This window comes from Streptomyces sp. DT2A-34, assembly GCF_030499515.1.
Lineage (GTDB): Bacteria > Actinomycetota > Actinomycetes > Streptomycetales > Streptomycetaceae > Streptomyces.
On sequence record NZ_JASTWJ010000001.1, the window covers coordinates 4,122,927 to 4,149,082 of the forward strand.

Annotated in this window: 25 protein-coding genes; 12 read left to right on the forward strand and 13 right to left on the reverse strand. The window is 70.4% G+C overall.

Annotated features, from left to right (window positions below):
• Window positions 1-56 precede the first annotated feature (56 nt).
• Window positions 57-395: a YnfA family protein gene (locus QQM39_RS18185; protein WP_301997936.1), complete on the forward strand. Its 339-nt coding sequence runs from the start codon at window positions 57-59 to the stop codon at window positions 393-395.
• Window positions 396-405: 10 nt separating this feature from the next.
• On the opposite strand, the gene QQM39_RS18190 is transcribed toward QQM39_RS18185, so the two are convergent.
• The gene (locus tag QQM39_RS18190) at window positions 406-843 is read right to left on the reverse strand and encodes an ester cyclase (RefSeq protein ID WP_301997938.1); all 438 of its coding nucleotides are present in this window, start codon (window positions 841-843) and stop codon (window positions 406-408) included.
• Between the two features lie 163 nt (window positions 844-1,006).
• Here QQM39_RS18190 and QQM39_RS18195 point away from each other — a divergent pair, with 163 nt between their 5' ends.
• Window positions 1,007-1,783, forward strand: a complete 777-nt coding sequence (locus QQM39_RS18195) for an SDR family NAD(P)-dependent oxidoreductase (protein ID WP_301997940.1) — start codon at window positions 1,007-1,009, stop codon at window positions 1,781-1,783.
• On the forward strand, window positions 1,783-1,938 hold the full coding sequence (locus tag QQM39_RS18200; protein WP_301997941.1) for a hypothetical protein: 156 nt from the start codon (window positions 1,783-1,785) through the stop codon (window positions 1,936-1,938). The genes QQM39_RS18195 and QQM39_RS18200 overlap by 1 nt, the downstream gene beginning before the upstream one ends.
• Before the next feature lie 50 nt (window positions 1,939-1,988).
• Here the strand turns inward: QQM39_RS18200 and QQM39_RS18205 are convergent, their stop codons facing one another.
• Window positions 1,989-3,182: an RtcB family protein gene (locus QQM39_RS18205; RefSeq protein ID WP_301997942.1), complete on the reverse strand. Its 1,194-nt coding sequence runs from the start codon at window positions 3,180-3,182 to the stop codon at window positions 1,989-1,991.
• 217 nt (window positions 3,183-3,399) lie between these two features.
• On the opposite strand from QQM39_RS18205, the gene QQM39_RS18210 reads away from it, so the two are divergent.
• From QQM39_RS18210 to QQM39_RS18220, 3 genes are all read left to right on the forward strand, one after another.
• Complete coding sequence (locus tag QQM39_RS18210) at window positions 3,400-4,287, forward strand: DUF3558 domain-containing protein (protein WP_301997943.1); 888 nt, start codon at window positions 3,400-3,402, stop codon at window positions 4,285-4,287.
• A gap of 137 nt (window positions 4,288-4,424) precedes the next feature.
• Window positions 4,425-5,324 carry a DUF3558 family protein gene (locus QQM39_RS18215; RefSeq protein ID WP_301997944.1) on the forward strand — a complete coding sequence of 300 codons (900 nt, stop codon included), beginning with the start codon at window positions 4,425-4,427 and terminating at the stop codon, window positions 5,322-5,324.
• Between the two features lie 194 nt (window positions 5,325-5,518).
• Window positions 5,519-6,820, forward strand: coding sequence for a DUF2637 domain-containing protein (locus QQM39_RS18220; RefSeq protein WP_301997945.1), 1,302 nt, complete (start codon window positions 5,519-5,521; stop codon window positions 6,818-6,820).
• A 72-nt stretch (window positions 6,821-6,892) separates the two neighbouring features.
• On the opposite strand, the gene lysS is transcribed toward QQM39_RS18220, so the two are convergent.
• Window positions 6,893-8,635: a lysine--tRNA ligase gene (lysS, locus tag QQM39_RS18225; RefSeq protein ID WP_301997947.1), complete on the reverse strand. Its 1,743-nt coding sequence runs from the start codon at window positions 8,633-8,635 to the stop codon at window positions 6,893-6,895.
• A 189-nt stretch (window positions 8,636-8,824) separates the two neighbouring features.
• On the opposite strand from lysS, the gene argS reads away from it, so the two are divergent.
• A complete protein-coding gene (gene argS / locus QQM39_RS18230) occupies window positions 8,825-10,582 on the forward strand; it encodes an arginine--tRNA ligase (protein ID WP_301997949.1) in 1,758 nt (585 codons plus the stop codon).
• An 85-nt stretch (window positions 10,583-10,667) separates the two neighbouring features.
• Here argS and QQM39_RS18235 read toward each other — a convergent pair whose 3' ends face one another.
• Entirely contained in the window at window positions 10,668-11,120 is a 453-nt protein-coding gene (locus QQM39_RS18235; RefSeq protein WP_301997951.1) for a peptidoglycan-binding protein, read from the reverse strand.
• 316 nt (window positions 11,121-11,436) lie between these two features.
• Between QQM39_RS18235 and QQM39_RS18240 the strand changes: the two genes are divergently transcribed.
• From QQM39_RS18240 to QQM39_RS18250, 3 genes are read left to right on the forward strand one after another with little or no spacing between them, the layout of a single operon-like run.
• Window positions 11,437-12,237: a peptidoglycan-binding protein gene (locus QQM39_RS18240; protein WP_301997952.1), complete on the forward strand. Its 801-nt coding sequence runs from the start codon at window positions 11,437-11,439 to the stop codon at window positions 12,235-12,237.
• The gene (locus QQM39_RS18245) at window positions 12,237-13,145 is read left to right on the forward strand and encodes an XRE family transcriptional regulator (RefSeq protein WP_301997954.1); all 909 of its coding nucleotides are present in this window, start codon (window positions 12,237-12,239) and stop codon (window positions 13,143-13,145) included. Before QQM39_RS18240 ends, QQM39_RS18245 begins: the two co-directional genes overlap by 1 nt.
• Window positions 13,146-13,189: 44 nt before the next feature.
• Window positions 13,190-13,987 carry a DUF4253 domain-containing protein gene (locus tag QQM39_RS18250; RefSeq protein ID WP_301997955.1) on the forward strand — a complete coding sequence of 266 codons (798 nt, stop codon included), beginning with the start codon at window positions 13,190-13,192 and terminating at the stop codon, window positions 13,985-13,987.
• Window positions 13,988-13,996: 9 nt separating this feature from the next.
• Here QQM39_RS18250 and QQM39_RS18255 read toward each other — a convergent pair whose 3' ends face one another.
• Together QQM39_RS18255 and QQM39_RS18260 are read right to left on the reverse strand one after the other, a co-directional pair.
• A complete protein-coding gene (locus tag QQM39_RS18255) occupies window positions 13,997-14,830 on the reverse strand; it encodes an arylamine N-acetyltransferase (RefSeq protein WP_301997956.1) in 834 nt (277 codons plus the stop codon).
• Window positions 14,831-14,901: 71 nt separating this feature from the next.
• Complete coding sequence (locus QQM39_RS18260) at window positions 14,902-16,110, reverse strand: PLP-dependent aminotransferase family protein (RefSeq protein WP_301997957.1); 1,209 nt, start codon at window positions 16,108-16,110, stop codon at window positions 14,902-14,904.
• A gap of 355 nt (window positions 16,111-16,465) precedes the next feature.
• Here QQM39_RS18260 and QQM39_RS18265 point away from each other — a divergent pair, with 355 nt between their 5' ends.
• The gene (locus QQM39_RS18265) at window positions 16,466-16,678 is read left to right on the forward strand and encodes a hypothetical protein (RefSeq protein ID WP_301997958.1); all 213 of its coding nucleotides are present in this window, start codon (window positions 16,466-16,468) and stop codon (window positions 16,676-16,678) included.
• 25 nt (window positions 16,679-16,703) lie between these two features.
• Here the strand turns inward: QQM39_RS18265 and QQM39_RS18270 are convergent, their stop codons facing one another.
• Window positions 16,704-17,060, reverse strand: a complete 357-nt coding sequence (locus tag QQM39_RS18270) for a DUF805 domain-containing protein (protein ID WP_301997960.1) — start codon at window positions 17,058-17,060, stop codon at window positions 16,704-16,706.
• 342 nt (window positions 17,061-17,402) lie between these two features.
• Window positions 17,403-18,395 carry a porphobilinogen synthase gene (gene hemB / locus QQM39_RS18275; protein WP_301997962.1) on the reverse strand — a complete coding sequence of 331 codons (993 nt, stop codon included), beginning with the start codon at window positions 18,393-18,395 and terminating at the stop codon, window positions 17,403-17,405.
• Between the two features lie 320 nt (window positions 18,396-18,715).
• Between hemB and QQM39_RS18280 the strand changes: the two genes are divergently transcribed.
• Window positions 18,716-20,104, forward strand: coding sequence for an FAD-binding oxidoreductase (locus QQM39_RS18280; protein ID WP_301997963.1), 1,389 nt, complete (start codon window positions 18,716-18,718; stop codon window positions 20,102-20,104).
• A gap of 185 nt (window positions 20,105-20,289) precedes the next feature.
• On the opposite strand, the gene QQM39_RS18285 is transcribed toward QQM39_RS18280, so the two are convergent.
• The 5 genes from QQM39_RS18285 to QQM39_RS18305 all read right to left on the reverse strand — a co-directional run bounded on the left by QQM39_RS18285 (window position 20,290) and on the right by QQM39_RS18305 (window position 26,028).
• The gene (locus QQM39_RS18285; protein ID WP_301997964.1) at window positions 20,290-21,996 is read right to left on the reverse strand and encodes a bifunctional uroporphyrinogen-III C-methyltransferase/uroporphyrinogen-III synthase; all 1,707 of its coding nucleotides are present in this window, start codon (window positions 21,994-21,996) and stop codon (window positions 20,290-20,292) included.
• Window positions 21,993-22,952 carry a hydroxymethylbilane synthase gene (hemC, locus tag QQM39_RS18290; protein ID WP_301997966.1) on the reverse strand — a complete coding sequence of 320 codons (960 nt, stop codon included), beginning with the start codon at window positions 22,950-22,952 and terminating at the stop codon, window positions 21,993-21,995. Before hemC ends, QQM39_RS18285 begins: the two co-directional genes overlap by 4 nt.
• Window positions 22,949-24,694, reverse strand: a complete 1,746-nt coding sequence (locus tag QQM39_RS18295; protein ID WP_301997967.1) for a glutamyl-tRNA reductase — start codon at window positions 24,692-24,694, stop codon at window positions 22,949-22,951. Before QQM39_RS18295 ends, hemC begins: the two co-directional genes overlap by 4 nt.
• Entirely contained in the window at window positions 24,691-25,461 is a 771-nt protein-coding gene (locus QQM39_RS18300) for a redox-sensing transcriptional repressor Rex (protein ID WP_301997968.1), read from the reverse strand. Before QQM39_RS18300 ends, QQM39_RS18295 begins: the two co-directional genes overlap by 4 nt.
• A gap of 279 nt (window positions 25,462-25,740) precedes the next feature.
• Window positions 25,741-26,028, reverse strand: a complete 288-nt coding sequence (locus QQM39_RS18305) for a glutaredoxin family protein (protein ID WP_301997971.1) — start codon at window positions 26,026-26,028, stop codon at window positions 25,741-25,743.
• Window positions 26,029-26,156 lie beyond the last annotated feature (128 nt).

The following is a 26,156-nucleotide window of genomic DNA, read 5'->3' on the forward strand; positions in this document are numbered from 1 at the left end:
AGCGCCGTCCAACAGGTGACGCGGGCCGTCACGAAGCCCCATGACAAGCTGCCCGCATGCTCATCCTCCGCTCCGCCGCGCTCTTCGTCGCCGCCGCCCTCTTCGAGATCGGCGGCGCCTGGCTGGTCTGGCAGGGCGTACGCGAGCACCGCGGCGGGCTGTGGATCGGCGCGGGCGTCATGGCCCTCGGCGCGTACGGCTTCGTCGCCACCCTCCAGCCCGACGCCCACTTCGGCCGAATCCTCGCCGCGTACGGCGGTGTCTTCGTCGCCGGCTCGCTGGCCTGGGGCATGGTCGCCGACGGCTACCGCCCCGACCGCTGGGATGTCACCGGAGCGCTGATCTGCCTCGCCGGCATGGCCGTGATCATGTGGGCGCCGAGGAACGGCGGCTGACGGAGCACGCTCACAAGGGCTCTTCGGGCAGCAGCCCCAGCTGGCCCAGGAACTCCATCTCGTCGAAGTAGAGCCGGTAGTCGACGATCCGTCCGCTGTCGTCGATGGTGGCGAGGTCCACCCCGCGGATCCGGACCTCCTTCTGCGTCGGGGGCAGCGTGTCCCCGGAGGGGAGCTGGATCGGCCCCGTGTTCCGGCCGCTGAAGTACCCCTCGTCGATGGCCGTGTTCCCGATCTCGTACGAGTGCACCGTCTCGTACGACCCCTCGGGAATCGCGTCCGTCATCTGCCGCCAGTACTCGGCGATGTTGTCGCGCCCGCGGATCTCCCCTTCGTCGGGGGTGTACGCGACCGCGTCCGGCGCGTAGAGCTCGCCGATGGTCCTGGGGTCCGCATGCGTGGTGACCGCCGCGGTGAGCCGGTCCATGACCTCACGTGCCTGTCCCATGATTCGCCTCCTGACCTGGAGAATCACCCCTCTCATGGTCCCACGCGGACGCCGTGGACGCCGACCGGAACGCGAGACCACGAACCCCCCACCGCCCCGCCCACCTATCCTGGCCGGACAGGCGTGCGATCACGCCGTCCGGACCACGCAAGAGGAGCAGCTCATGGCCACCGCCGCACCGTCCGCCGCCTCCCGCATCGCCGTCGTCACCGGTGCGAGCAGCGGAATCGGCGCCGCCACGGCACGGCAGCTCGCCGCGGCCGGCTACCGGGTCGTCCTGACCGCCCGCCGCAAGGACCGTATCGAGGCGCTGGCGGAAGAGATCACGACGGCCGGCGGATCGGCGGCGGCGTACCAGCTGGACGTCACCGACCGCGCGGCGGTCGACGAGTTCGCGACGGCCTTCCAGACGATCGGCGTCCTCGTCAACAACGCGGGCGGCGCACTCGGCGCCGACCCCGTGGCCACCGGCGACCCGGCCGACTGGCGCACGATGTACGAGACGAACGTCATCGGCACCCTGAACCTCACCCAGGCCCTGCTCCCGAAGCTGGACGCGAGCGGCGACGGCACGATCGTCGTCGTCTCCTCCACGGCCGGCCACGGCACGTACGAGGGCGGCGCGGGCTACGTCGCCGCCAAGCACGGCGCCCACGTCCTCGCCGAGACCCTCCGCCTGGAGATCGTCGGCCGCCCGGTCCGTGTCATCGAGATCGCGCCCGGCATGGTCAAGACGGACGAGTTCGCCCTGACCCGCTTCGCCGGCGACGAGGAGAAGGCCGCGAACGTCTACCAGGGCGTGGCCGACCCCCTCACGGCCGACGACGTCGCCGACACCATCACCTGGGCAGTCACCCGCCCCAGCCACGTCAACATCGACCTCCTGGTCGTCCGCCCACGCGCCCAGGCGTCCAACACGAAGGTCCACAGGGAGCTGTAGTGCCGGACGGCGACAAGGCCAAGCGCGAGGGCAAGGGCAAGGGCAAGGACCCGCACAACGAACGCCAGATGTGGTGGTGGCTCGGCTACTTCCTCTTCGGCATCCACATCGTGGCGTTCGTGATGATCTACGCGGTGACCCACGCGCCGGAGTAGAAGCACAGCGCATGAGCGAGGCCCCCGGTTTCCACCGGGGGCCTCCTGCGTCAGCCCTTCACACAGACAACCTGCTTCAGCTTCGCCACGACCTGGACGAGGTCCCGCTGCTGATCGATGACCTGCTCGATCGGCTTGTACGCGCCCGGAATCTCGTCCACGACACCGGAGTCCTTACGGCACTCCACGCCCCGCGTCTGCTCCTCCAGGTCCTTCGTCGAGAAGCGCCGCTTCGCCGCGTTGCGGCTCATGCGCCGACCCGCGCCGTGCGAGGCCGAGTTGAAGGACTTCTCGTTCCCGAGACCCTTCACGATGTACGAACCCGTACCCATCGAGCCCGGGATGATCCCGTAATCGCCGGAGCCCGCGCGGATCGCGCCCTTACGGGTCACGAGCAGGTCCATGCCCTCGTAGCGCTCCTCTGCCACGTAGTTGTGGTGGCAGGAGATCTCCGGATCGAAGGTCGGCTTCGCCTTCTTGAACTCCTTGCGGATGACGTCCTTGAGGAGCGCCATCATGATCGTGCGGTTGTACTTCGCGTACTCCTGTGCCCAGAACAGATCGTTCCGGTACGCCACCATCTGCGGGGTGTCCGCCACGAAGACGGCGAGGTCACGGTCGACCAGGCCCTGGTTGTGCGGGAGCTTCTGGGCCACGCCGATGTGGTGCTCGGCCAGTTCCTTGCCGATGTTCCGGGAACCGGAGTGCAGCATCAACCAGACAGAACCTGTTTCATCCGTGCACACTTCGACAAAGTGGTTGCCGCTTCCGAGCGTTCCCATCTGCTTTCCGGCACGTTCCTGACGGAATTTGACCGCTTCCGCGACCCCGTCGAACCGCCCCCAGAAGTCGTCCCACCCGGCCGTGGCGAACCCATGCAGCCGCCCCGGATCCACGGGATCGTCATGCATCCCCCGCCCCACCGGAATCGCCTGCTCGACCTTCGACCGCAACCGCGACAGATCCCCCGGCAGATCAATCGCCGTCAACGACGTCCTCACCGCCGACATCCCGCACCCGATGTCCACCCCCACCGCCGCAGGACACACAGCCCCCCGCATGGCGATGACGGAGCCGACCGTCGCGCCCTTGCCGTAGTGGACGTCCGGCATGACCGCCAGCCCCTTGATCCACGGCAGCGTCGCGACGTTCCGCAGCTGCTGCAGCGCCCCGTCCTCGACCGTCGCCGGATCGGTCCACATGCGGATGGGAACCTTCGCGCCCGGCATCTCCACGTACGACATATCGCCCTCAATCCCCCGGAAACAAAATACAAGTCTGAAATCGCAAAACCGGTGCCAGGATCGGCGAAATGGGACAACGGACCGGCGTCCACGGCAGTGCGTGCGATACACATTGTCTCCAGGGGTCGCCCCCGCGCTGCAAGCGAATAACCAGCGGGGACACCGACAACACCGGCAACGGACCGACCACACAGCCACCGTTGAGAGGAGCCTGACCGTGCAGCGGAAGGCGTACGTATCCGGCGTCGCCGCGCTCCTCGCGGCGCTGCTGTCCGGCTGCACCGGCAGCTCCGACAGCGGCGGCACGACCGACGACTCCAACCCCGGCGACTCGGGTACGGCGACCGCGGCGGCCGAGCCCGGCCGGTACCGCACCCTGCCCGACCCCTGCGACACGGTCGGCGAGGAGACCCTCGACTCGCTCCTGCCCGGCGTCAGGGAACTCCCGGACGAGGAGCAGCGCGAGGAGGCGTACGAGGGCACGCCGACGCTGACGTTCGACACCGACCGCAAGGTGGGCTGCCGTTGGAAGGTGGAGTCGACCGACGCCACCGACCACCTCTTCGTCGACTTCGAGCGTGTGGTGGCGTACGACGGCGCGGTCAGCGACGACAGCGAGGCGCAGGAGCTCTTCGCGACCCAGCAGGAGGCGGCCGACCTTCCCGAGCCGACGAGTTCCGAGACCGTCAGTGGCGTGGACGCGTCCACGTCCACCACCGGCGCGAGCGACTCGCCCTCCTCGTCGCCCTCGACCTCGACCTCGGCGTCCGGGTCCGGGCCCGCGTCCGCCTCGCCCTCCGCCTCCGCCTCCCCCTCCGGTTCCGGTTCCGGTTCCGGTTCCGCCGACGGGACGACTCCCGCCGAACTCCAGCCCCGTGTCCTGGAGGACCTCGGCGACGAGGCCTTCCTCGACGACGAGCTCAGCAGCTCCGGTTCGACGGCCCAGCAGCGCACGGTGACTGTGGTGTTCCGCACGTCCAACGTGATCGTGCGGATCGAGTACGAGGAGCAGCCGACGACCGTCGGCACGGTCCCGGACAGCGAGGAAATGCAGGACAGGGCCCAGAAACTGGCGGCGCAGCTGGCGGACGCGCTGGCGGAGTGAAGCCCCTGGGTCACCCCCGTACGCCCGCGCGCGACGTAACCGAAACGAGACCACACACCTTCTTCACCGCGTACCGTGGCCCCTCGGACCCGATCCGACCGCAGGAACCACGAGTGTCAGTCATGAGTGAAGGAACCATGCAGCGAGCAGCAGAGCGAGACCAGCGTTTCCGCCGTGACGAGCGTGAGAAGCGGGTGAAGGGCCTTCACCGATTCCTTGTCTGCGCGGCGGCCGTGCCCGTGATGCTGATCGCCACGGGCTGCTCCTCGGACTCCGGTTCGGACGACGGAGCCGGATCCGGCGACGGCGCGCAGACCTCGTCGGCGGCGTCCGCGTCCGCGAGTCCGTCGCCGACGGTGCAGGCGGCCGTGTACAAGTCGCTTCCGCAGTCGTGCAAGGTGCTGTCGAAGAAGACGCTGGAGGACCTGGTTCCGGAGGCCAAGTCCGGCAAGGCGGGCAAGTCGGACGACACGTCGACGCGTGGCTCCTGCTCCTGGAGCAGCCTCGACAACAACGGTGTGAAGGGCTCGCAGTTCCGCTGGCTCAACGTCTCGCTGCTGCGCTTCGACTCGGACGTCACGCGCGGGTCGGGCGAGAAGCTGGCGCGGGAGCACTACGAGACTCAGGTGCAGGACGCCCGTTCGGTGTCCGGTGCGAAGAACGTGAAGTCGGAGCCGGTCGCCGGGGTGGGCGACGAGGCGACGGCGGTGCGCTACGACCTGAAGAAGAAGGAGGGCGCCTTCAAGCAGGAGACGGTCGTCGCCCGGGTGGAGAACGTGGTCGTCACGCTCGACTACAACGGCGCCGGCTACGCCGGTGACAAGACCCCGAGCGCGGACGCCCTGAACAAGCTGGCGCAGAAGGCGATCAAGGAGGCCGTCGCCGCGGTGACGAAGGCGAACGGCGGCGGCAGCGCGGGCACGCCGAGCAGCACCCCTTCGAAGTCGGCTTCGAAGTCTCCCTCGAAATCCCCGTCTGCCAGTGCCTCGAAGGCGGCGTCCAGCTCCCCGTCGAAGTCAGCGTCGAAGAAGAGCTGACCGTCACACCTGCCCCATCACTGCGTCACAACGCGCAGCTCAGCCCCGCCTGTTGCACGAGCCCGGCCCCCCTCCAGGGGCCGGGCTCCTGTCGTACGTGAATCCGTACGCCGCACGGATGTGTCACTCTGTTGCGCGCAACAACACGCAAGGGGAGGGGAGTACGAGTGGCCGCGCCACTGCAGCTGACTCGAATGCACCGCGTTCTCATCGGTGTGGTCGTGTTCGGCGCCGTGATCATCGCCGGCATCGGCTTCGCCGGTTCCTACGCGGCCGTCCGCGAGCTGGCCATCCAGAAGGGCTTCGGGAACTTCAGCTATGTCTTCCCGATCGGCATCGACGCGGGCATCTGTGTGCTGCTCGCCCTCGACCTTCTCCTGACGTGGATCCGTATCCCGTTCCCGCTGCTGCGTCAGACGGCCTGGCTGCTGACGGCGGCGACGATCGCCTTCAACGGTGCGGCGGCCTGGCCGGACCCGCTGGGCGTCGGCATGCACGGCGTGATCCCGATCCTGTTCGTGGTGTCGGTGGAGGCGGCCCGGCACGCGATCGGCCGTATAGCGGACATCACGGCCGACAAGCACATGGAGGGCGTACGCCTCACCCGCTGGCTGCTCTCCCCGGTGCCGACGTTCCTGCTGTGGCGCCGTATGAAGCTGTGGGAGCTCCGCTCGTACGAGCAGGTCATCAAGCTGGAGCAGGAGCGGCTGGTCTACCAGGCGCGCCTGCGTTCCCGCTTCGGCCGGGCATGGCGGCGGAAGGCGCCGGTGGAGTCGCTGATGCCGCTGCGCCTGGCGCGGTACGGGGTCCCGCTGGCGGAGACGGCTCCGGCGGGGCTGGCGGCGGCGGGCATCGAGCCGGCATTGCTGCCGCCGGCGCCGAAGCAGGCGCTGGACGCGGCGCCTGTGCCGGACGTGGCGCCGGCGCCGGAGACGGTCCCGGCTGCGGGCGGTCGTGCCGCTGTGGCGGCGCCCGTGCCGCAGCAGGCGGCACCTCCCGGCGAGGAGCGCCCGGAGCTGGTCGCCACGCCCGGCCCGGAGCAGCCGGAGTACGTGCAGGACTGGTTCAACACGCCCCGCAACGTGGAGTACCAGGGCGGCTACGACCCGGCGTACAACCCTCAGGAACAGTACGAGCAGTGGTACGAGGAGCAGCTCCAGGCCGAGCAGTACCAGGAGCAGTTCCAGGAGGAGCCTCCCGTCCCGGAGCCCTCTCCGGAGGACACCGGCACCTTCCCGATCCCGGTGAGCCGGGGCCGCACCCGCCAGCTCGGTGAGGGCGGCGGCACGCCGGAACCGGCGGATCCGACCGAGGAGGACTACTACCAGGTCTTCAAGAAGTCGATAGGCGGCACCGGTTACCCGACCCCGCGCGAGTTCAGCGAGAACGTCGAGGCGGAGTTCGGCACCGCGCTTCTGCCGGACGAGGCCAAGCGCATGGTCACCCGGTTCACGAACCTCTACAACGCGGAGCTGGAAGAGAACCACATCGCCTGATGCGCAGCAGAAAGGGGCCCTCGCCGGAGGGCCCCTTTCCCGTACCGCTTACGCGTTCACCCGCTTGCTCGCTTACTCGCCGAGCAGGCGCCGTACCCGCTCCTGCCCGACCGCGAGCAGCAGCGTGGGCAGCCGCGGCCCCGTGTCCCGCCCGACCAGCAGGTGGTAGAGCAGGGCGAAGAACGCCCGCTGGGCGGTCTTGATCTCCGGCGGCAGCTCCTTGGGCGTGGCGTCCGCGGAGAATCCGGCCTGGACCTTGGGCACGCCGTACACGAGGTGGGTCAGGCCGTCCAGCGACCAGTGCGACTCCAGGCCGTCGAGGAGCAGCCGCAGCGACTGCTGGGACGCCTCGTCGAGGGACTTCAGCAGCTCGGCGTCGGGCTCGTCGCGCACGATGGTCCGCTGGTCGGCGGGCACCTGCGTGTTGATCCACGCCTCGGCCTTGTCGTACCGGGGGCGGGCCTCGTCCAGTGCGCCCAGCGGGTTCTCCGGGTCGAGCTCGGAGAGGATGCGCAGCGCCTGGTCCTGGTGTCCGGCGGTGATGTCGGCGACGGAGGCGAGCGTCCGGTACGGCAGCGGACGCGCCGTGCGCGGCAGCTCACCGCCCGCCGTACGCACCGCACGCGAGTGGGCGGCGACGTCAGCCGGCAGAGCCGACCCGTCGGCGACCTTCGCGTCCAGCTTGTCCCACTCGTCGTAGAGCCGCTGGATCTCCTGGTCGAAGGCGATCTTGAAGGACTGGTTGGGCCGGCGCCGGGCGTAGAGCCAGCGCAGGAGCTGCGGCTCCATGATCTTCAGCGCGTCGGCGGGAGTGGGCACCCCACCCCGCGAGGACGACATCTTCGCCATCCCGGAGATCCCGACGAAGGCGTACATGGGCCCGATGGGCTGCTTGCCGCCGAAGATCCCGACGATCTGGCCGCCGACCTGGAAGCTCGACCCCGGCGACGAGTGGTCGACGCCGCTGGGCTCGAAGATCACGCCCTCGTACGCCCACCGCATGGGCCAGTCGACCTTCCAGACCAGCTTGCCGCGGTTGAACTCGCCCAGCCGGACCGTCTCGGAGAAGCCGCACTCGTTGCAGGTGTACGACAGCTCGGTGGTGTCGTCGATGTATGAGGTGACGGTGGTGAGGTCCTTCTCGCAGTTGCCGCAGTAGGGCTTGTACGGGAAGTACCCGGCGGAGCCGGAGCTGCCGTCGTCCTCGCCGGCCGCCCCCGACCCCTCGGCGGCCTCCAGCTCGGCCTCGTCGACGGGCTTCTGCGACTTCTTGGCGCCGCCCTTGGGCTTGGTGCGGTACTGGGCGAGGACGGCGTCGATGTCGCCGCGGTGCTTCATGGCGTGCAGGATCTGCTCGCGGTACACGCCGGAGGTGTACTGCGCGGTCTGGCTGATCCCGTCGAACTCCACGCCCAGCTCGGCGAGCGCCTCGATCATCGCCGCCTTGAAGTGCTCGGCCCAGTTCGGGTACGCCGAACCCTTCGGCGCCGGGACGGAGGTCAGCGGCTTGCCGATGTGCTGGGCCCACGACTCGTCGACCCCGGCGATCCCGGCCGGCACCTTGCGGTAGCGGTCGTAGTCGTCCCAGGAGATCAGGTGCCGGACCTGGTGTCCGCGCCGCCGGATCTCGTCGGCGACGAGGTGGGGGGTCATGACCTCGCGCAGGTTGCCGAGGTGGATGGGGCCTGAGGGGGAGAGTCCGGACGCGACGACGACCGGTTTGCCCGGGGCCCGACGCTCCGACTCCTCGATGACCTCATCCGCGAAACGGGAGACCCAGTCGGTGGTCTCGGTGCTCTGAGCCACGATCGGCACGTCCTTCTTTCTCCAGGGCAGCCGTACGGTCAACGGCTGGCGCCTACATTCTCCCAGCTCGGGCGGCAACGACGAAAACGCCTCTTCAGAGCCGCGCAGTCGGCCATGAGCCAGAAAACCCCTTTGCTGCCCCGTGGGATACTGACCGGGACTCTCACACCAGCCCCGACCAGAACGGCACCCATACCCATGGCCCCGGTCACGTCCATCACCGCCAACGTCGCCCAGCACCTCTCCGACGCCCTCACGGAAGCCCTTCCGGAGACCGTCGGCGACCCTCTGCTGCGACGTAGCGACAGGGCCGACTACCAGGCGAACGGCATCCTCGCCCTCGCCAAGAAGGCCAAGGCCAACCCCCGGGAGCTGGCCACCCAGGTCGTCGAGAAGATCACCGCCCCCGACCTGTTCAAGGACGTCGAAGTCTCCGGCCCCGGCTTCCTCAACATCACCGTCACCGACAAGGCGATCACCGAGACGCTCGCGGCGCGCGCGGCGGACGGCGACCGTCTCGGCGTCCCCCTCAAGGACAACCCCGGCATCACCATCGTCGACTACGCCCAGCCCAACGTGGCGAAGGAGATGCACGTCGGCCACCTCCGCTCGGCGGTCATCGGCGACGCCCTGCGCGGCATGCTCGACTTCACCGGCGAGAAGACGATCGGCCGGCACCACATCGGCGACTGGGGCACCCAGTTCGGCATGCTCATCCAGTACCTGTTCGAGCACCCCGGCGAGCTGGCCCCGCCGGAGGACGTCGACGGCGAGCAGGCCATGTCGAACCTCAACCGGGTGTACAAGGCGTCGCGTGCCGTCTTCGACTCGGACGAGGAGTTCAAGGAGCGGGCCCGCAAGCGGGTCGTCGCCCTGCAGTCCGGCGACAAGGAGACCCTCGAACTGTGGCAGCAGTTCGTGGACGAGTCGAAGGTCTACTTCTACTCGGTCTTCGAGAAGCTGGACATGGAGATCCGCGACGAGGAGATCGTCGGCGAGTCCGCGTACAACGAGGGCATGCCCGAGACCGCCCGCCTCCTGGAGGAGATGGGCGTCGCGGTGCGGTCCGAGGGCGCGCTCGTGGTGTTCTTCGACGAGATCCGCGGCAAGGACGACCAGCCGGTCCCGCTGATCGTGCAGAAGGCCGACGGCGGCTTCGGCTACGCGGCCTCCGACCTGACCGCGATCCGCGACCGCGTCTTCGACCTGCACGCGACGACGCTGCTGTACGTCGTGGACGTACGCCAGTCGCTGCACTTCAAGATGGTCTTCGAGACGGCCCGCCGGGCCGGCTGGCTGACCGAGCACGTCACCGCGCACAACATGGGCTACGGCACGGTGCTGGGCGCGGACGGCAAGCCGTTCAAGACGCGTGAGGGCGAGACCGTACGGCTTGAGGACCTGCTGGACGAGGCGGTGCAGCGGGCCGCCGAGGTCGTACGGGAGAAGGCGCAGGACCTCACGGAGGACGAGATCCAGGAGCGGGCCGCGCAGGTCGGCATCGGTGCCGTGAAGTACGCGGACCTGTCGACGTCGCCGAACCGGGACTACAAGTTCGACCTGGACCAGATGGTGTCCCTGAACGGCGACACGTCCGTGTACCTGCAGTACGCGTACGCCCGGATCCAGTCGATCCTGCGCAAGGCGGGCGAGACGAAGCCGGGCGCGCACCCGGAGCTCGAACTCGCCCCGGCGGAGCGGGCGCTGGGTCTGCACCTGGACGCGTTCGGCGACACGGTCTTCGAGGCGGCCGCGGAGTACGCCCCGCACAAACTGGCCGCGTACCTGTACCAGTTGGCGTCGCTGTTCACGTCGTTCTACGACAAGTGCCCGGTGATCAAGCCGGCGCCGCCGAAGGACGTTGCGGAGAACCGTCTGTTCCTGTGCGACCTGACGGCCCGCACCCTCCACCAGGGCATGGCCCTGCTGGGCATCCGGACGCCCGAGCGGCTCTGACCCGCCCCGAAGAACGAGCACCGCGGCCCATCCTCTCCCCCGCAGGGAGGACGGGCCGCGGCGTGTGTGCGGTCGTCAGGCTCGGTCAGCAGTTCTTGTTGAAGTCCCAGAACGCGCGCTTGGTCTGCGGTCCGGCGATCCCGTCGTCGTCACCGGCGTTGTAACCCCAGGCGTTCAGGTAGCGCTGCAGCGCCCCGATCGTCTTGGGGCCGACCTTTCCGTCCTCCTGGCCGGCGTTGTAGCCCTCGTCGTTGAACATCTTCTGCGCGGCCCGCCAGCTGTTGGTGCCCAGCTGCCCGTCGATCGTGCCGGGGTTGTAACCCCGCACGTGCAGCCAGCACTGCCAGTTCTCGGCCCGCTCCTTGTTCAGGCCGAGGTTGTTGACGGCAAGGACGGAGACGTCCTGGGTGCTCACCGCGGGCTTGGCGGCCCGCTGGGGCGCCGCGAAGCTGGTGCCCGCGGCCGCCACCGTTCCGGCGGCGAGCCCGACGACGGCGGTGAGGCTGACGACTGTCCTCGTCAACGCGTTCGATCGCATGCTTCCCCCTCGGGGTCGTGGGGCGGCACCTGACGTGCCGCCGACTGACGACACGAGAGTGCGGGGCGGGCTGCGAGGGTTGCCACAGTTGCCGCGTAAGTGACGTCGTCGCGGGACGTTCCGCCCACTGACCTGTAGGAACACCGTCGACCGGGACGTCACGGCGGGACGCCTGGGGCGGGCGTTGGCCGATTCCGTACCGGTGCGGGAACCGGGTCCCGCTTGAGTCCGTGGATGCTGATGCAGAATGCGACGGGGCGCGCGGACCGCCGACCACGGACCGCCGGCCCGGACCGTGAACGCGAGTGGGGGGAACATGTCGCGTTGGGCAGTGCTGCCCGCGGAACTGGATCCGCGCGTGCGGCAGTTGGTGGTGCGACTGCGCCGTCTGAAGGATCACAGCGGGCTGAGCCTGCGGCAGCTTGCCGCGAGGACGGGGTACAGCCCGAAGTCGTGGGAACGGTATCTGGGCGGCCGGTCGCTGCCGCCCAGGGAAGCCGTCGAGGCACTGGCCCGGATCGGGGGTGAGGATCCGACTCGGTTGCTGGCGCTGCACGAGGTGGCCGCGGAGGCGTGGGGGAACGGACGGGTGGACGCGGCCGAAGCGGAGGCGCCCGCAGCGGAAGTGACGACAGCGGAGCCGCAGACCCTGTCCGCCGAGGCCACCGCGATACGGCCGCCCTGGCGTTCGCTGCGTGTCGCATTGGTCGCGGGGGCCATGGCGCTGGTGCTGGCCGTCGCCACGGCGGTCCTCCTCGCCGTACGGCTGGGCGGCGGCGAGGCCGAACGGTCGGAGCCCCCCGTCGCCGTGTCCGCCACGTCGGCGTCCGCGTCGGCCACGCGGTCGGCACCCGCGTACACCTGCCGTGTCGAGCGGATCGACGGCCGCTGGTACGCGGGCCACAGCCGCACCCAGGACGCTGTCCTGGGGAACGGCCACGCGGGTCCGGAGGTCGCCGAGGCGCAGTGTCTGCTGCGCCGAGCGGGCATCTCGCCGGGCGGTATCGACGGGATCTTCGGTCCGATGACGGAGCGCGCGGTCAAGGAGGCGCAGAAGCGGGCGGGGCTGGTCGTGGACGGCGTCATCGGACCGCACACCTGGAAGGCCCTACGGTGATGACGGCGCCGCCGCCGGAACGGGCCCGACTGGCGGCCGCGTTACGGGAGTTGAAGGAACGCACCGGTCTGAGCCTGGCCGGCCTCGCGGCGAAGACCTCGTTCAGCAAGTCGTCCTGGGACCGCTACCTCAACGGCCGGACGCTCCCTCCGCGCGACGCGGTGCAGGAGCTGTGCCGTCTCGTCGGAGAACCGGAGGGGCGCTGTCTGGCCCTGTGGGAGATCGTGGAGTCGCAGTGGAGCGGGCGGGCGAAGGAAGGTCCGCGCTCCCCGGCCCCGGCCCCGATTCCGGCCCCGGCCCCGCCCCCTCTTCCCCCTCCACCTCCGTCACCGCGGGAGGCCACGCACTCCGGCAGCACCGCCGCCGACAGTGCCGTTCACCGGAGTGCGGCGGCCGTGGCGGTGCTCGTCTCGGTGTGTGCCGTGGTCGTCGGGGGCGCGGCGGCGGTGGCTCTGCTGTTGCCGCACCCGGGCGGCGAACCTCGTTCGTCGCTGTCCCAGCCCCCCTCGGCGACCGGTCCCGGCTGCCGGGGAGCGGTCTGTGAGGGCAAGAGCCCGATGCACATGAAGTGCGACACCGCGCCGGCGACCCTGGCCTCGCTCCGCACCGCTTCCGGAGCCTGGATGGAGCTGCGCTACAGCGAGGAGTGCGGGACGAGTTGGGCCCGGATGTGGGGGACGCGCGTCGGCGACAGGCTGGAGATGTCGGCGTCCGGTCGTGACGGCGACGACATCGGTGCCGAAGGTGACGGTGACGTCCACAGCACCGAGGTCCAGAACAAGATCGACGCGGACGCCTACGTCTACACCACCATGACCGCGGCTCACCCCGGCACCGTCGTCCGGGCCTGCTTCCGGCCGGCGGCGGGCGGCGAGGGGGACTGCTTCGACGCCCGTGTGGCCGACTGAGGGACGCGGCTCATTGTCAGTGGCACCACCTACAGTTCACCGACATGGCGACACTTCCGAACCCTCTGCCGAGGCTCGCGTCCCTCGGTCTGCAACTCCCGCCCGGCGGGCTGGTCGACGCGACCGCCGACGGGCCGTGGCACGAGCCGCTGCTGTGGCTGGCGGACGACCGGGCGGCTCCCGGCGACTGGGCCGCGCTGCGGCGGTCGGCGCCGACGGTGGGTCTCCTCCCGGTCGTCCTCGACGTCGGCGCCGGTCATGGCGGGCCGGAGCTGTGGGAGTTGATGCCCGCGGAGATGTCGTACCCGGGGGACCATGACGCCGAGGAGGTGCTGGAGGAGTTCTGGGACGAGTACGCCGAGGAGGACGCGGCCTGGCCCGGTCTGGCCGACACCGGGCGCGCCGGCGCCGGCACGGACCCCGAAGACGCCGCCACCGACCCCGACTCCGTCGCCTCCGACGTCGTGGACTCCCTCCTCGACGGCCGTGGCCCCCTCAAGGAGCCCCGCCTGGCCCTCGTCCCGGCCCGCCGCAGCGCCGACCTCCCCACGGCGATCGGCTGGATGGGTCCGGCGAACCACGAGAACGACACCGGCCGGCTGTCCGCGGTGCTCCGCTCCTGGGAGGACCGGTTCGGCATACGGGTGGTGGCCCTCGGCTTCGACACCCTGCTGGTGTCCGTCGCCGCCCCGCCCACCACCCTCGCCGAGGCGGAGGCGCTGGCCGCCGAGCACTTCGCGTTCTGCCCGGACAACATCTGGCAGGGCGGCGACCAGACACTCACCGCGTACGCCGAACGCCAGCTCCTCAACCAGCCTGCCTGGTACTTCTGGTGGGACTGACCGGGCCCGTCACTGCGGCAGCAGCCGCATCCCTTCCGGCACGTCGATCCCGAACTCCTCGTCCAGCAGCCGCCGCGCCTCCGCCTCCTCGATCACCTCGCGCTCGACGACCGCCCCGTCCACGCGCGTCTCCGTCAGGAGCCGGCCGTGGAGGAGGAGGTGCCGTTCGGCGGTGACGCTCTGGACGTAGACGTGCTGGGTGAAGGGCGAGCGCGGATTGGTCCCGATGTGCCAGTTGATGACCTCGAAGTCGGGCTTCTCGAAGGGCTCCAGCGTGAACGCGTACTGGTCCGTCCAGTCGTCCTTCGCCCGGTCGTGGGCCTGGAGCAGCCACAGCTGAAGCGGCCCGTCGTGCGGCGCATGGGCGAGCCGGTGCCGGCGCTCCGCGTCCCGGAACTCGACACCGGCGGTCAGCGGCACCGGCTCCAGCAGTGCGCCGATCGCGCCGAAGCCGACGTCCGTGAGATACGGCCGCGGGTCGCCGGGGACCTCGACGAGCAGCGCCATGTGGGTGCGTGGGCGGCTCTCGACGCGGTCCGCGCCCACGACGACGCGCGCGGCCAGTCGCGTCACCTTGAAGCCCAGCGCCTCCAGCGCGCACGCGAACAGCGTGTTGTGCTCGTAGCAGTAGCCGCCGCGCCGGCTGTGCACCAGCTTGGCCATCAGATCGGCCGGGTCGAGGGACGGGGCCGTACGCCGCAGGGCGTCGAGGTTCTCGAAGGGAATGGCCCGCATGTGCGCCAGGTGCACTCCCCGCAGCGTCGCCACGTCGGCCCGCCGCTCCCCCTCCCAACCGATCCGCCGGAGATACGCGTCTAAATCGAACCGCATGGTGTCGGACATGGTGTCACCTTAGGAACACGCGCCCCGACCCGTCTGCGGTCCGCAGCCCGACCGGTCCTGGGCCCTTGGCCCTAGGGCCGCAGCCCCTTGCCCAGCCGCCTCAGCCCCTCCTCGATCTCCTCCGGCGTCTGCGTCACGAAGCACAGCCGCAGCGTCGACCGGTCGGGCTCACCGGCGTAGAAGGGCGCGCCGGGGACGTACGCCACGTCCTGCCGCACCACTGTCGGCAACAGGGCCGTCGTGTCGTACGACTCCGGCAGGCGTGCCCAGAGGAACATGCCGCCCTCGGAACGGTTCCAGGTGGAGCCCTCCGGGAGGGCCCCGGGCAGGCCGGCCAGCATGGCGTCACGGCGTTCGCGGTAGGCGTCCCTGACGCGGGCCACGTGGGCGTCGAGGCCGGTGAGGTAGCGGGCGGCGGCGAGTTGGTTGACGGTCGGGGTGTGCAGGTCGGCGGCCTGTTTGGCGACCACGCACGCCCGCCGCAGGGCAGCGGGCGCGCGCAGCCAGCCCAGCCGTATGCCCGGCGCCATCACCTTGGAGAAGGAGCCGAGCAGCACGGTACGGTCCTCCGCGCCCGGGTACGAGGCGATCCAGGGCACGCGCTCGCCCTCGTAGCGGAGTTCGCCGTACGGGTCGTCCTCGACGATCCACAGCCCGCAGCGCGCGGCGACCTCCGCGACGGCCGCCCTGCACTCGGCGGGCAGGGTTCTGCCGGTCGGGTTCTGGAAGGTGGGCACGGTGTAGAAGAGCTTCGGCCGCTCCCGCGCGACCAACTCCTCCAGCGCCCGCGGATCCACGCCGTGCGCGTCCCCCGGCACGGCGACGATCCGCGCTCCGGCGAGGCGGAAGGCCTGAAGTGCCGCCAGATAGCAGGGGTCTTCGACGAGGACCGTGTCGCCGGGGTCCAGCAGCGCGGTGGCCAGGAGGGACAGGCCCTGCTGGGAGCCGGTGGTGATGAGCAGGTCGTCGGCGTCGGTCGCGAGGCCGCGTGCCGAGATGCGGGCGGCGAGCCCGGTGCGCAGGCTGGGCTCGCCCTCGGTCGTGGCGTACTGAAGTGCCTGCGCCGGCGTCTCGGCGAGTACGTCACGGAAGGCGGCCGCGATGCCCTCCCGGTCGAACAGTTCCGGCGCCGGCAGCCCGCCCGCGAAGTTGATGGCCTCGGGGCGCGCGGTGACGGCGAGGATGTCCCGCACGGGCGAGCCCCCGGCCGACCGGGCCCGCGCGGCAAGCGACGGCACGGCGGCTCGGGCGTGGTGGGGCGCGGGTTCGGTGACGGTCATGACACGGCTCCTTCGGCTACGACGACGAGGGTGACGGCTCGTGCCGGGCAGCCTAGAGAACTACATGCCACCTACAAGCAGGTTTCCGGGATACGGACCTCACGCCGCCGCTGGCGACGCCCGCCGCCGAACGCCGCCGAACGCCGCCGAACTCTCCGGCCTCAGGCGTCCCACTCCGACGCCGCGGGACACGCCATCCCCGCAGGTCAGCAGCGGTCCCACCACTCGGGCGTCCCGAATTCCCGGCCGAAGGTGGCGGCCGGGACGAGTGATCACGCAGGCTGAGGCCCGACCCCAACCCCAACCCCCAACCCCCAACCCCACCCCCAACCCCACCCACGGAGAGGGCCACACCATGTCCGCGTCAGCACCGCCCGCCCGTCACCCCCGCGCCCGGCTGTTGGCCGCCACGCTGGTGGCGATCGCCTCGCTCACGCTCACCGCGTGCGAGGACGGCGAGGGCCTGCGCGACGAGGGCCCGTCCACCCACCAGAAGTCGGCCGCCCACCATGACCTCGGAAAGGCGAAAGGCCGCCCGGACGACATCCGGACGGCCTCCAGGCCATGAAGCACAGGTCACGCGGCGTGCGGCATTACGCGAACGCCGGGACCTCCTTCGGGTTCGGGCCGTACTGGTTCTCGCCCGCCTGGCCGTCCGAGCACGTGAAGACCAGCATGACGATGAAGCCGACGAGCGGGATCACCGAGATGAGGATCCACCAGCCGGTGCGGCCCGTGTCGTGCAGTCGGCGAATGGTGACGCCCAGGCTGGGCAGCAGGGTCGCGACCGCGAAGATGCCCGCGAGGGCCGGGAAGTCGATAGCGAAGCCGACGCCGGCGAACACGATGTAGAGGATGCTGTTGAACAGCATGTACATCCAGTATTCCTTGCGACGCGCCCGCCCGCTGAAGACCGCGTACTTCTTGAGCGCCTCGATGAACCAGCTCATTGCATCCCCCCAGGGATCGAACAAAGACCCTCCGGAACGGATCAGGCCATGCGCAGAACGTAAGGAGGATGACGAGAACTCGTCAATTCCCTTGTTCATGCAGCTCATCGAGCCGGACAGCGTCCATTCCCCGAACCGCCCCCGCCACCGACCGTCGATTTCAGGACAGAACAACCGAAGATCGCCGCGCGATCCCCACGGCCTCCCGAGGCGCCCACCGACCGTTCCTCAAACCGAGTTCCGGCCGTTGCCGAACCGAGCACGTTCCGATGTCAGCCCTTGATCGATCCGATGCCGGAACGAGCCGGAACCGTAGCCCGGCAGCCGCCCGCGAGAACGGCGTCAGCCCAGCAGGCGCGCGGCCTCGACCGCCCAGTACGTCAGAATGTTCCGCGCCCCCGCCCGCTTGATTCCGGTCAGCGCCTCGAGGATGGCCCGGTCCCGGTCGATCCAGCCCTTCTCCGCGGCGGCCTCGATCATCGAGTACTCCCCGGAGATCTGATAGGCGGCCACGGGCACGTCCACCGCGTCGGCGACCCGCGCCAGGATGTCGAGGTAGGGCCCGGCCGGCTTGACCATCACCATGTCGGCGCCCTCCTCCAGGTCGAGGGCGAGCTCGCGCAGGGACTCCCGCACATTCGCCGGATCCTGCTGGTACGTCTTGCGGTCACCCTGCAGCGACGAGGCGACGGCCTCCCGGAAGGGCCCGTAGAAGGCGGAGGCGTACTTGGCGGTGTAGGCGAGGATGGCGACATCCTCCCGCCCGATCTGATCAAGGGCGTCCCGAACGACCCCGATCTGCCCGTCCATCATCCCGCTGGGCCCGACGACATGCGCACCCGCGTCGGCCTGCACCTGCGCCATCTCGGCGTACCGCTCCAGGGTGGCGTCGTTGTCGACGCGCCCTTCGGCGTCCAGCACCCCGCAATGCCCGTGATCGGTGGTCTCGTCGAGGCACAGGTCGGACATGACGAGCAGCTCGTCCCCCACCTCGGCCCGCACATCCCGGATGGCGACCTGCAGAATCCCGTCCGGGTCGGTACCGGGCGTCCCCAGGGCGTCCTTGTTCTCCTCCTCGGGCACCCCGAAGAGCATGATCCCGGAGATGCCGGCCGCCACCGCCTCCGCCGCGGCCTTCTTCAGGCTGTCCCGCGTGTGCTGGACCACGCCCGGCATGGCGGCGATCGGCACCGGCTCACTGACGCCCTCGCGCACGAAGGCCGGGAGGATGAAGTCGGCGGGGTGCAGCCTGGTCTCGGCGACCATGCGCCGCATGACGGGGCTGGTCCGCAGACGCCGCGGCCGCGTGCCGGGGAAGGATCCGTACGTCGTCATGCCACCTACGCTACGCCCGCCCCGACAGCGCCTTTGCCGACGGGACGTCGGGACGGCAGGGACGGCAGGGACGGCAGGGACCGCGGGACCGCCGGGACCGCCGGGACCGCCGGGACCGCCGGGACCGCCGGGACGGGCCTATACGGCCGTGTCGGCCCCGCATGCGGCTCCCACCCCACGGGTCCATCCTGAAGAAAGGGCCCCGAAGGCCCAGGCCCTCCTGAGCCGGCCCCCGAACGCAAGGACCCCGACGGCCCCGCCCCACCCCGCCTCGCCGCCGCCGTCCCTCCGTACCGTACGTACGCACCGCGGAGGACGCGATGACTGCCGCCCACCACCTCAACACCCCCGACCTCTTCGCCCTCTCCGAGATCCACGGCCCGGTCCTGCGCCCCGGCGACGACGGCTACGCCGACGAGGTCACCGGCTTCAACCTGGCCGCGCTGCACACCCCCGACGTGGTGGTGGGCGCGACAGGCGTCGACGACATCGTGACGGCGCTGCGCTGGGCGTCGGCCACGGGCACCCCTGTCGCCGTCCAGTCGACCGGCCACGGCGCGAACTTCCCCATCGACCACGGCCTGCTGATCAACACGGCCCGCATGACCGACGTACGGATCAACCCGGCGGAGCGCCTCGCGACCATCGCGGCCGGAGCGAAGTGGCGGCACGTCCTGGAGGCGGCCGCACCGCACGGCCTCGCCGCACTCTGCGGCACGTCCACGGACGCGGGCGCGGTCGGCTACACGCTGGGCGGCGGACTCCCGGTCATGGGCCGGGCCTACGGCTACGCGGCCGACCTGGTCCGCTCCTTCCAGGTCGTCACACCCGACGGCACGCTCCGCGAGAGCGACCCCGACCACGAGCCGGAACTGTTCTGGGCGCTGCGCGGCGGCAAGGGCAACGTGGGCGTGGTGGCCTCCATGGTCTGCGAGCTGCTGCCCGTCCCCACACTCCTCGGCGGCGGCGTCTACTGCCCCGGCGAGCACACCGAGGCCCTGCTGCGCACCTGGACCGACTGGACCCGAACCCTGCCCGACGAGATGTGCAGCGCCTTCACCCTCCTGCGCCTGCCCCCCATCCCGGAGATCCCCGAACCACTGCGCGGCGGCTTCTGGGCCCGAGTCGCGATCGCCTGGCCCGGAGACCCGGCCGAGGGCGAACGCCTGCTGGCCCCGATCCGCGCGGCGGCCCCGGTAGCGGTCGACACGGTCGAGGTGATGCCGTACGCGGCCCTGGACCGCATCCACATGGAGCCGCAGGACCCGCTCCCCGCCCGCGAGTCGTGCGCCCTGATGCGCGACCTCACTCCGGACGCCATCGACACCTTCCTGACCCAGGTGGGCCCCGAGGTCCCCGACTGCCCCCTCCTCCTGGTGGAGATCCGCCACATGGGCGGCGCCCTCTCCCGCCCCGCCCGCCTGGAGGACGCCATCTGCGCCCGAGACGCGAACTACCTCCTGGAAACGGTCGGCGTCCTGGCCGCACCCCCGGCAGCAGAGGCCATCGAACAGTCCACGAGGGCCCTGCACACAGCAATGGCCCCGTACGGCACGGGCTACACGATGGTCAACATCCACGGCACCCCCGGCGACGAATCCGACCGAGCCCGAGCCTGGACCCCAGAGGTCTACAACCGCCTACGCCAGGACAAATCAACCTACGACCCGTCCAACCTGCTCCGCTTCGGCCACACGGTCACGGCATAACGCCGAGTCAGGCATTTCAGCCCGTCTGGGGGTGCCCCCTCTGGGGGAGTTTGAGGACGAGGCCCGTTCAGGGCCGAAGCGGGGGTCCGGGGGCCGCAGGCCCCCAGGAGCGCGGGGTCGAAGGGGCGGCAGCCCCTGGGACGGGACGGGTAGGGGCGGCGGGGGCGAACCCCACCACCCCACACCTACGTGGTGGACCGCCTCCGCCGAGCCCCCGGCCGCCGCTCACTGGGCCGAGTAACCGGATCCCCGGCCTCCACCGCAGCAGCCCGCCGCTGCATCCCGAAGTCGGCCAACGACTCAGCCAACTTGTGCACAGACGGCTCCGGAGCCATCACATCCACCCGAAGCCCATGCTCCTCAGCAGTCTTGGCCGTAGCAGGCCCAATACACGCGATCACCGTCACGTTGTGCGGCTTCCCGGCAATCCCCACCAGATTCCGCACAGTGGACGACGACGTGAAGAGAACGGCATCAAAGCCACCCCCCTTGATCGCCTCCCGCGTCTCGGCCGGCGGCGGCGAAGCCCGCACGGTCCGATAGGCAGTGACGTCATCGACCTCCCAGCCCAGCTCGATGAGCCCAGCCACCAACGTCTCGGTGGCGATGTCCGCCCGAGGCAGGAACACCCGGTCGATCGGATCGAAAACGGGGTCGTACGGCGGCCAGTCCTCAAGCAGCCCCGCAGCCGACTGCTCCCCACTGGGCACAAGATCCGGCTTCACACCAAAGGCGATCAACGCCTTCGCGGTCTGCTCCCCCACCGCGGCGACCTTGATCCCGGCGAACGCCCGAGCATCAAGCCCGTACTCCTCGAACTTCTCCCGCACGGCCTTGACCGCGTTGACAGACGTAAAAGCGATCCACTCGTACCGCCCGGTCACCAGCCCCTTGACCGCCCGCTCCATCTGCTGAGGCGTCCGCGGCGGCTCGACGGCGATCGTCGGCACCTCGTGCGGCACGGCCCCGTACGACCGCAACTGGTCGGAGAGCGAAGCAGACTGCTCCTTCGTGCGCGGAACGAGCACCCGCCACCCGAAGAGCGGCTTGGACTCGAACCACGACAACTGCTCACGCTGAGCAGCGGCAGAACGCTCACCGACCACGGCTATCACCGGCCGCCCGCCCTCAGGCGAGAGCAGCACCTTGGCCTGCTTCAGCGTCTGCGCAATCGTCCCGAGCGTCGCGGTCCAGGTCCGCTGACGCGTCGTCGTACCCGCGACAGTGACCGTCAACGGCGTATCGGGCTTACGCCCCGCCGACACCAGCTCACCCGCAGCCGCACCGACAGCATCCAGCGTCGTCGAGACGACGACAGTCCCGTCCGACGCCCCGACCTCGGTCCAGCACCGATCCGAAGCCGTCCGCGCGTCCACGAACCGCACGTCCGCGCCCTGCGCGTCCCGCAACGGCACCCCGGCATACGCCGGCACGCCCACGGCCGCGGCCACACCGGGCACGACCTCGAACGGCACGCCCGCCGCGGCGCACGCGAGCATCTCCTCGGCGGCGTACGCGTCGAGCCCGGGATCCCCGGACACCGCACGCACGACCCGCCTGCCGCTGCGCGCGGCCTCCATGACAAGATGTGCGGCATCCCGCACCGCGGGTAGCGCAACGGCTGTTGACGCGCCGTCAACAACCGCTAGTTGAGGCGTGCCTGTGCCCGGAACGGGGTCCGCATCAGGACCCGTATCCGTGTGCACTTCGGCGACACCGGATCTGGCGTGCCGGCGTACGACGTCGAGCACCTCGTGCTCGGCGACGAGTACGTCCGCGTTCGCCAGCGCCTCGACGGCGCGCAGAGTCAGCAGTCCCGGATCCCCGGGTCCGGCACCGAGGAAGGTGACGTGCCCGTGTTCAAGGCCGGCGGGAAGGGTGGTGGGGCTCACTGTGCTCGCTCCCCCATCAGACCGGCCGCGCCCTGGGCAAGCATCTCGATAGCGAGTTCGCGACCGAGCGCCAGCGCTTGGTCATGCGTCTCGGGCACGGGACCGGTGGTGGACAGCTGCACCATGCGGGTGCCGTCGGTCGTGCCGACGACGCCGCGCAGGCGCATTTCCTTGACAATCTGCCCGTCGGCCAGGAGGTCGGCCAGCGCGCCCACAGGGGCGGAGCAGCCGGCCTCCAGGGCGGCGAGCAGTGATCGCTCGGCGGTCACGGCGACCCGTGTGAACGGGTCGTCGAGTTCGCCGAGCGCGGCGATCAGGTCCGCGTGGTCCGCGGTGCATTCGATCGCCAGGGCCCCCTGGCCGGGGGCGGGCAAAACGGTGTCGACCGACAGGAAGTCGGTCACTTCGTCGATGCGGCCGATGCGCTGCAGCCCGGCCGCAGCCAGCACCACCGCATCCAGCTCACCATCGCGCACGTACCCGATGCGCGTATCCACGTTGCCGCGGATCGGCACGGTCTCCATGTCCAGCCCGTGGCTGCGCGCGTACGCGTTCAGCTGCGCCATCCGGCGCGGCGAACCCGTACCGATGCGCGCCCCGCGCGGCAGGTCGGTGAGCTTCAGGGCGTCCCGCGCGACGATCACATCGCGCGGATCCTCCCGCTCCGGAACGGCCGCCAGGACCAGTTCCTCGGGCTGTGCGGTCGGCAGGTCCTTCAGGGAGTGCACCGCGAAGTCGACCTCGCCCTTGAGGAGCGCGTCGCGCAGGGCGGTGACGAACACGCCGGTGCCGCCGATCTGCGCGAGGGCCTCGCGCGAGACGTCGCCGTACGTGGTGATCTCGACGAGTTCGACGGGCCGTCCGGTCACCTGGCTCACGGCGTCCGCGACCTGCCCGGACTGGGCCATGGCGAGCTTGCTGCGCCTGGTGCCGAGCCGTAGTGGCTGCTGAGTCATCGTGGGCCTCGGTTCTTGTCGGTGCTGTCCTCGGCCCGCGAGACGGAGGCCACCGTCTCCTGGTCGAGGTCGAACAGGGTCCGCAGCGCGTCCGCGTATCCGGCGCCGCCGGGCTCGGCCGCGAGCTGCTTGACCCGGACGGTCGGGGCGTGCAGCAGCTTGTCGACCACCCGCCGCACGGTCTGCGTGATCTCGCTGCGGTGCTTGTCGTCGAGGCCCGGGAGGCGGCCCTCCAGACGGGCGATCTCGTTCGCCACCACATCGGCGGCCATGGTGCGCAGCGCGACGACGGTGGGCGTGATGTGCGCGGCCCGCTGCGCCGCCCCGAAGGCCGCGACCTCGTCGGAAACGATACGGCGGACCTGGTCGACGTCGGCCGCCATCGGCGCGTCGGCGGAAGCTTCCGCCAGCGACTCGATGTCGACCAGCCGCACCCCGGCCAGCCGGTGCACGGCGGCGTCGATGTCGCGCGGCATGGCGAGGTCGAGAAGGGCGAGGACCGGCGCGGGACGGGGCGCCTCGACGACGGGCTCGGGCTTGCGGCGCTCGGGGATCCGGCCGACGGTCGCCACCGTCGCGGCGAGCGCGGTGATCAGCTCGGCGTCGGCCTCGGGGCTGCGCCGGGCGGCCTCACGCCGGTCGACGGCGCTGCCCGCGGCCCAGGCCGCGTGCTGCTCCAGCGTGGCCGCGTCCATACCGGCGACGGCGGCCTCCCCCATCACGGAGAAGCCTCCCTGCACGGCGGTCAGGTCCAGCGGACAGCCCTCGTCGCTGCCGACGCTGGTGGGCGGCAGCGGAGTCTGCCGTACGTCGCCGGCGTCGGCGCCGGTCCTGGCGGCGGGCGCCTTGGCCGTCGTACGACCGCTGCCGTCGGCCGTCTCGAAGGCGACCGCCCGTCCGGGACGGCCGTCGACCGCCGCCGCGACCTGCTCGGCCGTGAGGACGAGCCCGGTGGCGCCGGTGCAGGAGACGGCGACGTCGGCACGTGTCAGCTCGACCGGCACCGACTCCATCGGTACCGCGCGGGCCAGCACGTCCACGTCGTCGGCCTCGGCGAGGATCTGCGCGAGCCGCTCGGCGCGGTCGAAGGTGCGGTTGGCGACGACGATCTCGGCGATCCCGACACGCGCGAGCGTGGCCGCCGCCAGGGAGGACATCGAGCCGGCGCCGATGACCAGGGCCTTCTTGCCGCGGGCCCAGTCCTCGACGGGCGTACCGGAGGACAGCTGCTCCAGGCCGAAGGTGACCAGGGACTGTCCGGCGCGGTCGATGCCGGTCTCGGAGTGCGCGCGCTTGCCGACGCGCAGGGCCTGCTGGAACAGGTCGTTCAGCAGCCGTCCGGCGCTGTGCAGCTCCTGCGCCTTGGCGAGGGAGTCCTTGATCTGCCCGAGGATCTGCCCTTCCCCGACGACCATGGAGTCGAGCCCACAGGCCACCGAGAACAGATGATGTACGGCCCGGTCCTCGTAGTGCACGTACAGGTAGGGCGTGAGCTCGTCCAGCCCCACCCCGCTGTGCTGGGCGAGCAGCGTGGACAGCTCGGCGACTCCGGCGTGGAACTTGTCCACGTCGGCGTACAGCTCGATGCGGTTGCAGGTGGCGAGCACCGCGGCCTCGGTAGCGGGCTCGGCGGCGACGGTGTCCTGCAGCAGCTTGATCTGGGCGTCCGCGCTCAGCGCCGCGCGCTCCAGGACGCTGACCGGGGCGCTGCGGTGGCTCAGCCCCACGACGAGGAGACTCATGCCGGCATCACGGCGGGTACGTCCCCGTCGGGCCCCTGGTCGGCGGATGCGTCGGACTCCTCGCGGGTGACGGCGGCCGGGCCGGCGCCGTCGGAGGCGGCTTCCTCGCCGGCCTTGCGCTGCTCGTGGAAGGCGAGGATCTGCAGCTCGATCGAGAGATCCACCTTGCGTACGTCGACGCCGTCCGGGACGGTCAGCACGGTCGGCGCGAAGTTCAGGATGGAGGTGACCCCGGCGGCCACGAGCCGGTCGCAGACCGCCTGGGCGGCACCGGCGGGGGTGGCGATGACGCCGATGGACACGCCGTTGTCCTGGATGATCTTCTCGAGGTCGTCGGAGTGCTGGACCGGGATCCCGGCGACGGGCTTTCCGGCCATCGCGGGGTCGGCGTCGATGAGCGCGGCGACCCGGAACCCCCGGGAGGCGAAGCCGCCGTAGTTGGCGAGCGCGGCGCCGAGGTTACCGATACCGACGATCACAACCGGCCAGTCCTGGGTCAGCCCCAGCTCACGGGAGATCTGGTAGACGAGATACTCGACGTCGTAACCGACACCCCTGGTCCCGTACGACCCGAGGTACGAGAAGTCCTTGCGCAACTTCGCGGAATTGACCCCCGCCGCGGCCGCGAGCTCCTCGGACGAGACCGTGGGTACCGAGCGCTCCGACAGCGCCGTCAGGGCTCGGAGGTACAGCGGAAGCCGGGCGACGGTGGCCTCGGGAATCCCTCGGCTGCGGGTCGCCGGTCGGTGAGTTCGGCCAGTTGCCACGGTGCTCCTGCGGGTAGAGCGGGGCTGTAGGCGGTCACACGTACCCAGACCGCCCCGTCGACAGCAGGCTATGTCTTTGTGAACGCGTGCACAAAGATGGTGTCCGATTTGCCCGCCCAACGTGACCGGGCTCACGCACGCCCGGCGCACGGGTATGGAACCGGCGCATTCGCACCACCGTTCCTCTGCTCTTGGGGGCAAAACCGCACACTCTCCTCAACGATCCCCGCCCCCGAGACCAAGTCGCTCGATCCTAAGCGACTTCCCGAACGAGTTGGACTACTCAGTCAGTGCTTTGCGGAGGCGATTCTCGTCCACGCGCCAGAAGGTGTGCTGGGCGCCGTCGACGAGGACGACAGGGATCTGTTCCCAGTACTGGTCGTGGAGTTGAGGGTCCTGGTTGATGTCCTTCAGCTCCCACGGAACCCCCAGCTCGGCGCAGACCTTCTCGACGACGATCTGTGCGTCATCACACAGATGGCACTCGGGCTTTCCGATGAGGGTGACGAGGTGGTCCCGGGGGGACTTGGCCGCGGCACGACGAAAAAGGGGACTCATGTCAGCCATTCTCGCGCGCCGACACCCCAGGACCGAACGGATGCACCCCCGCGTCGCCACCACGCTGTTTAACTGCGCGGTCGCGGAGAGTTCACAACCTTCAAACCTCTCGACTCCGGAAGCACCGAACAAACTGG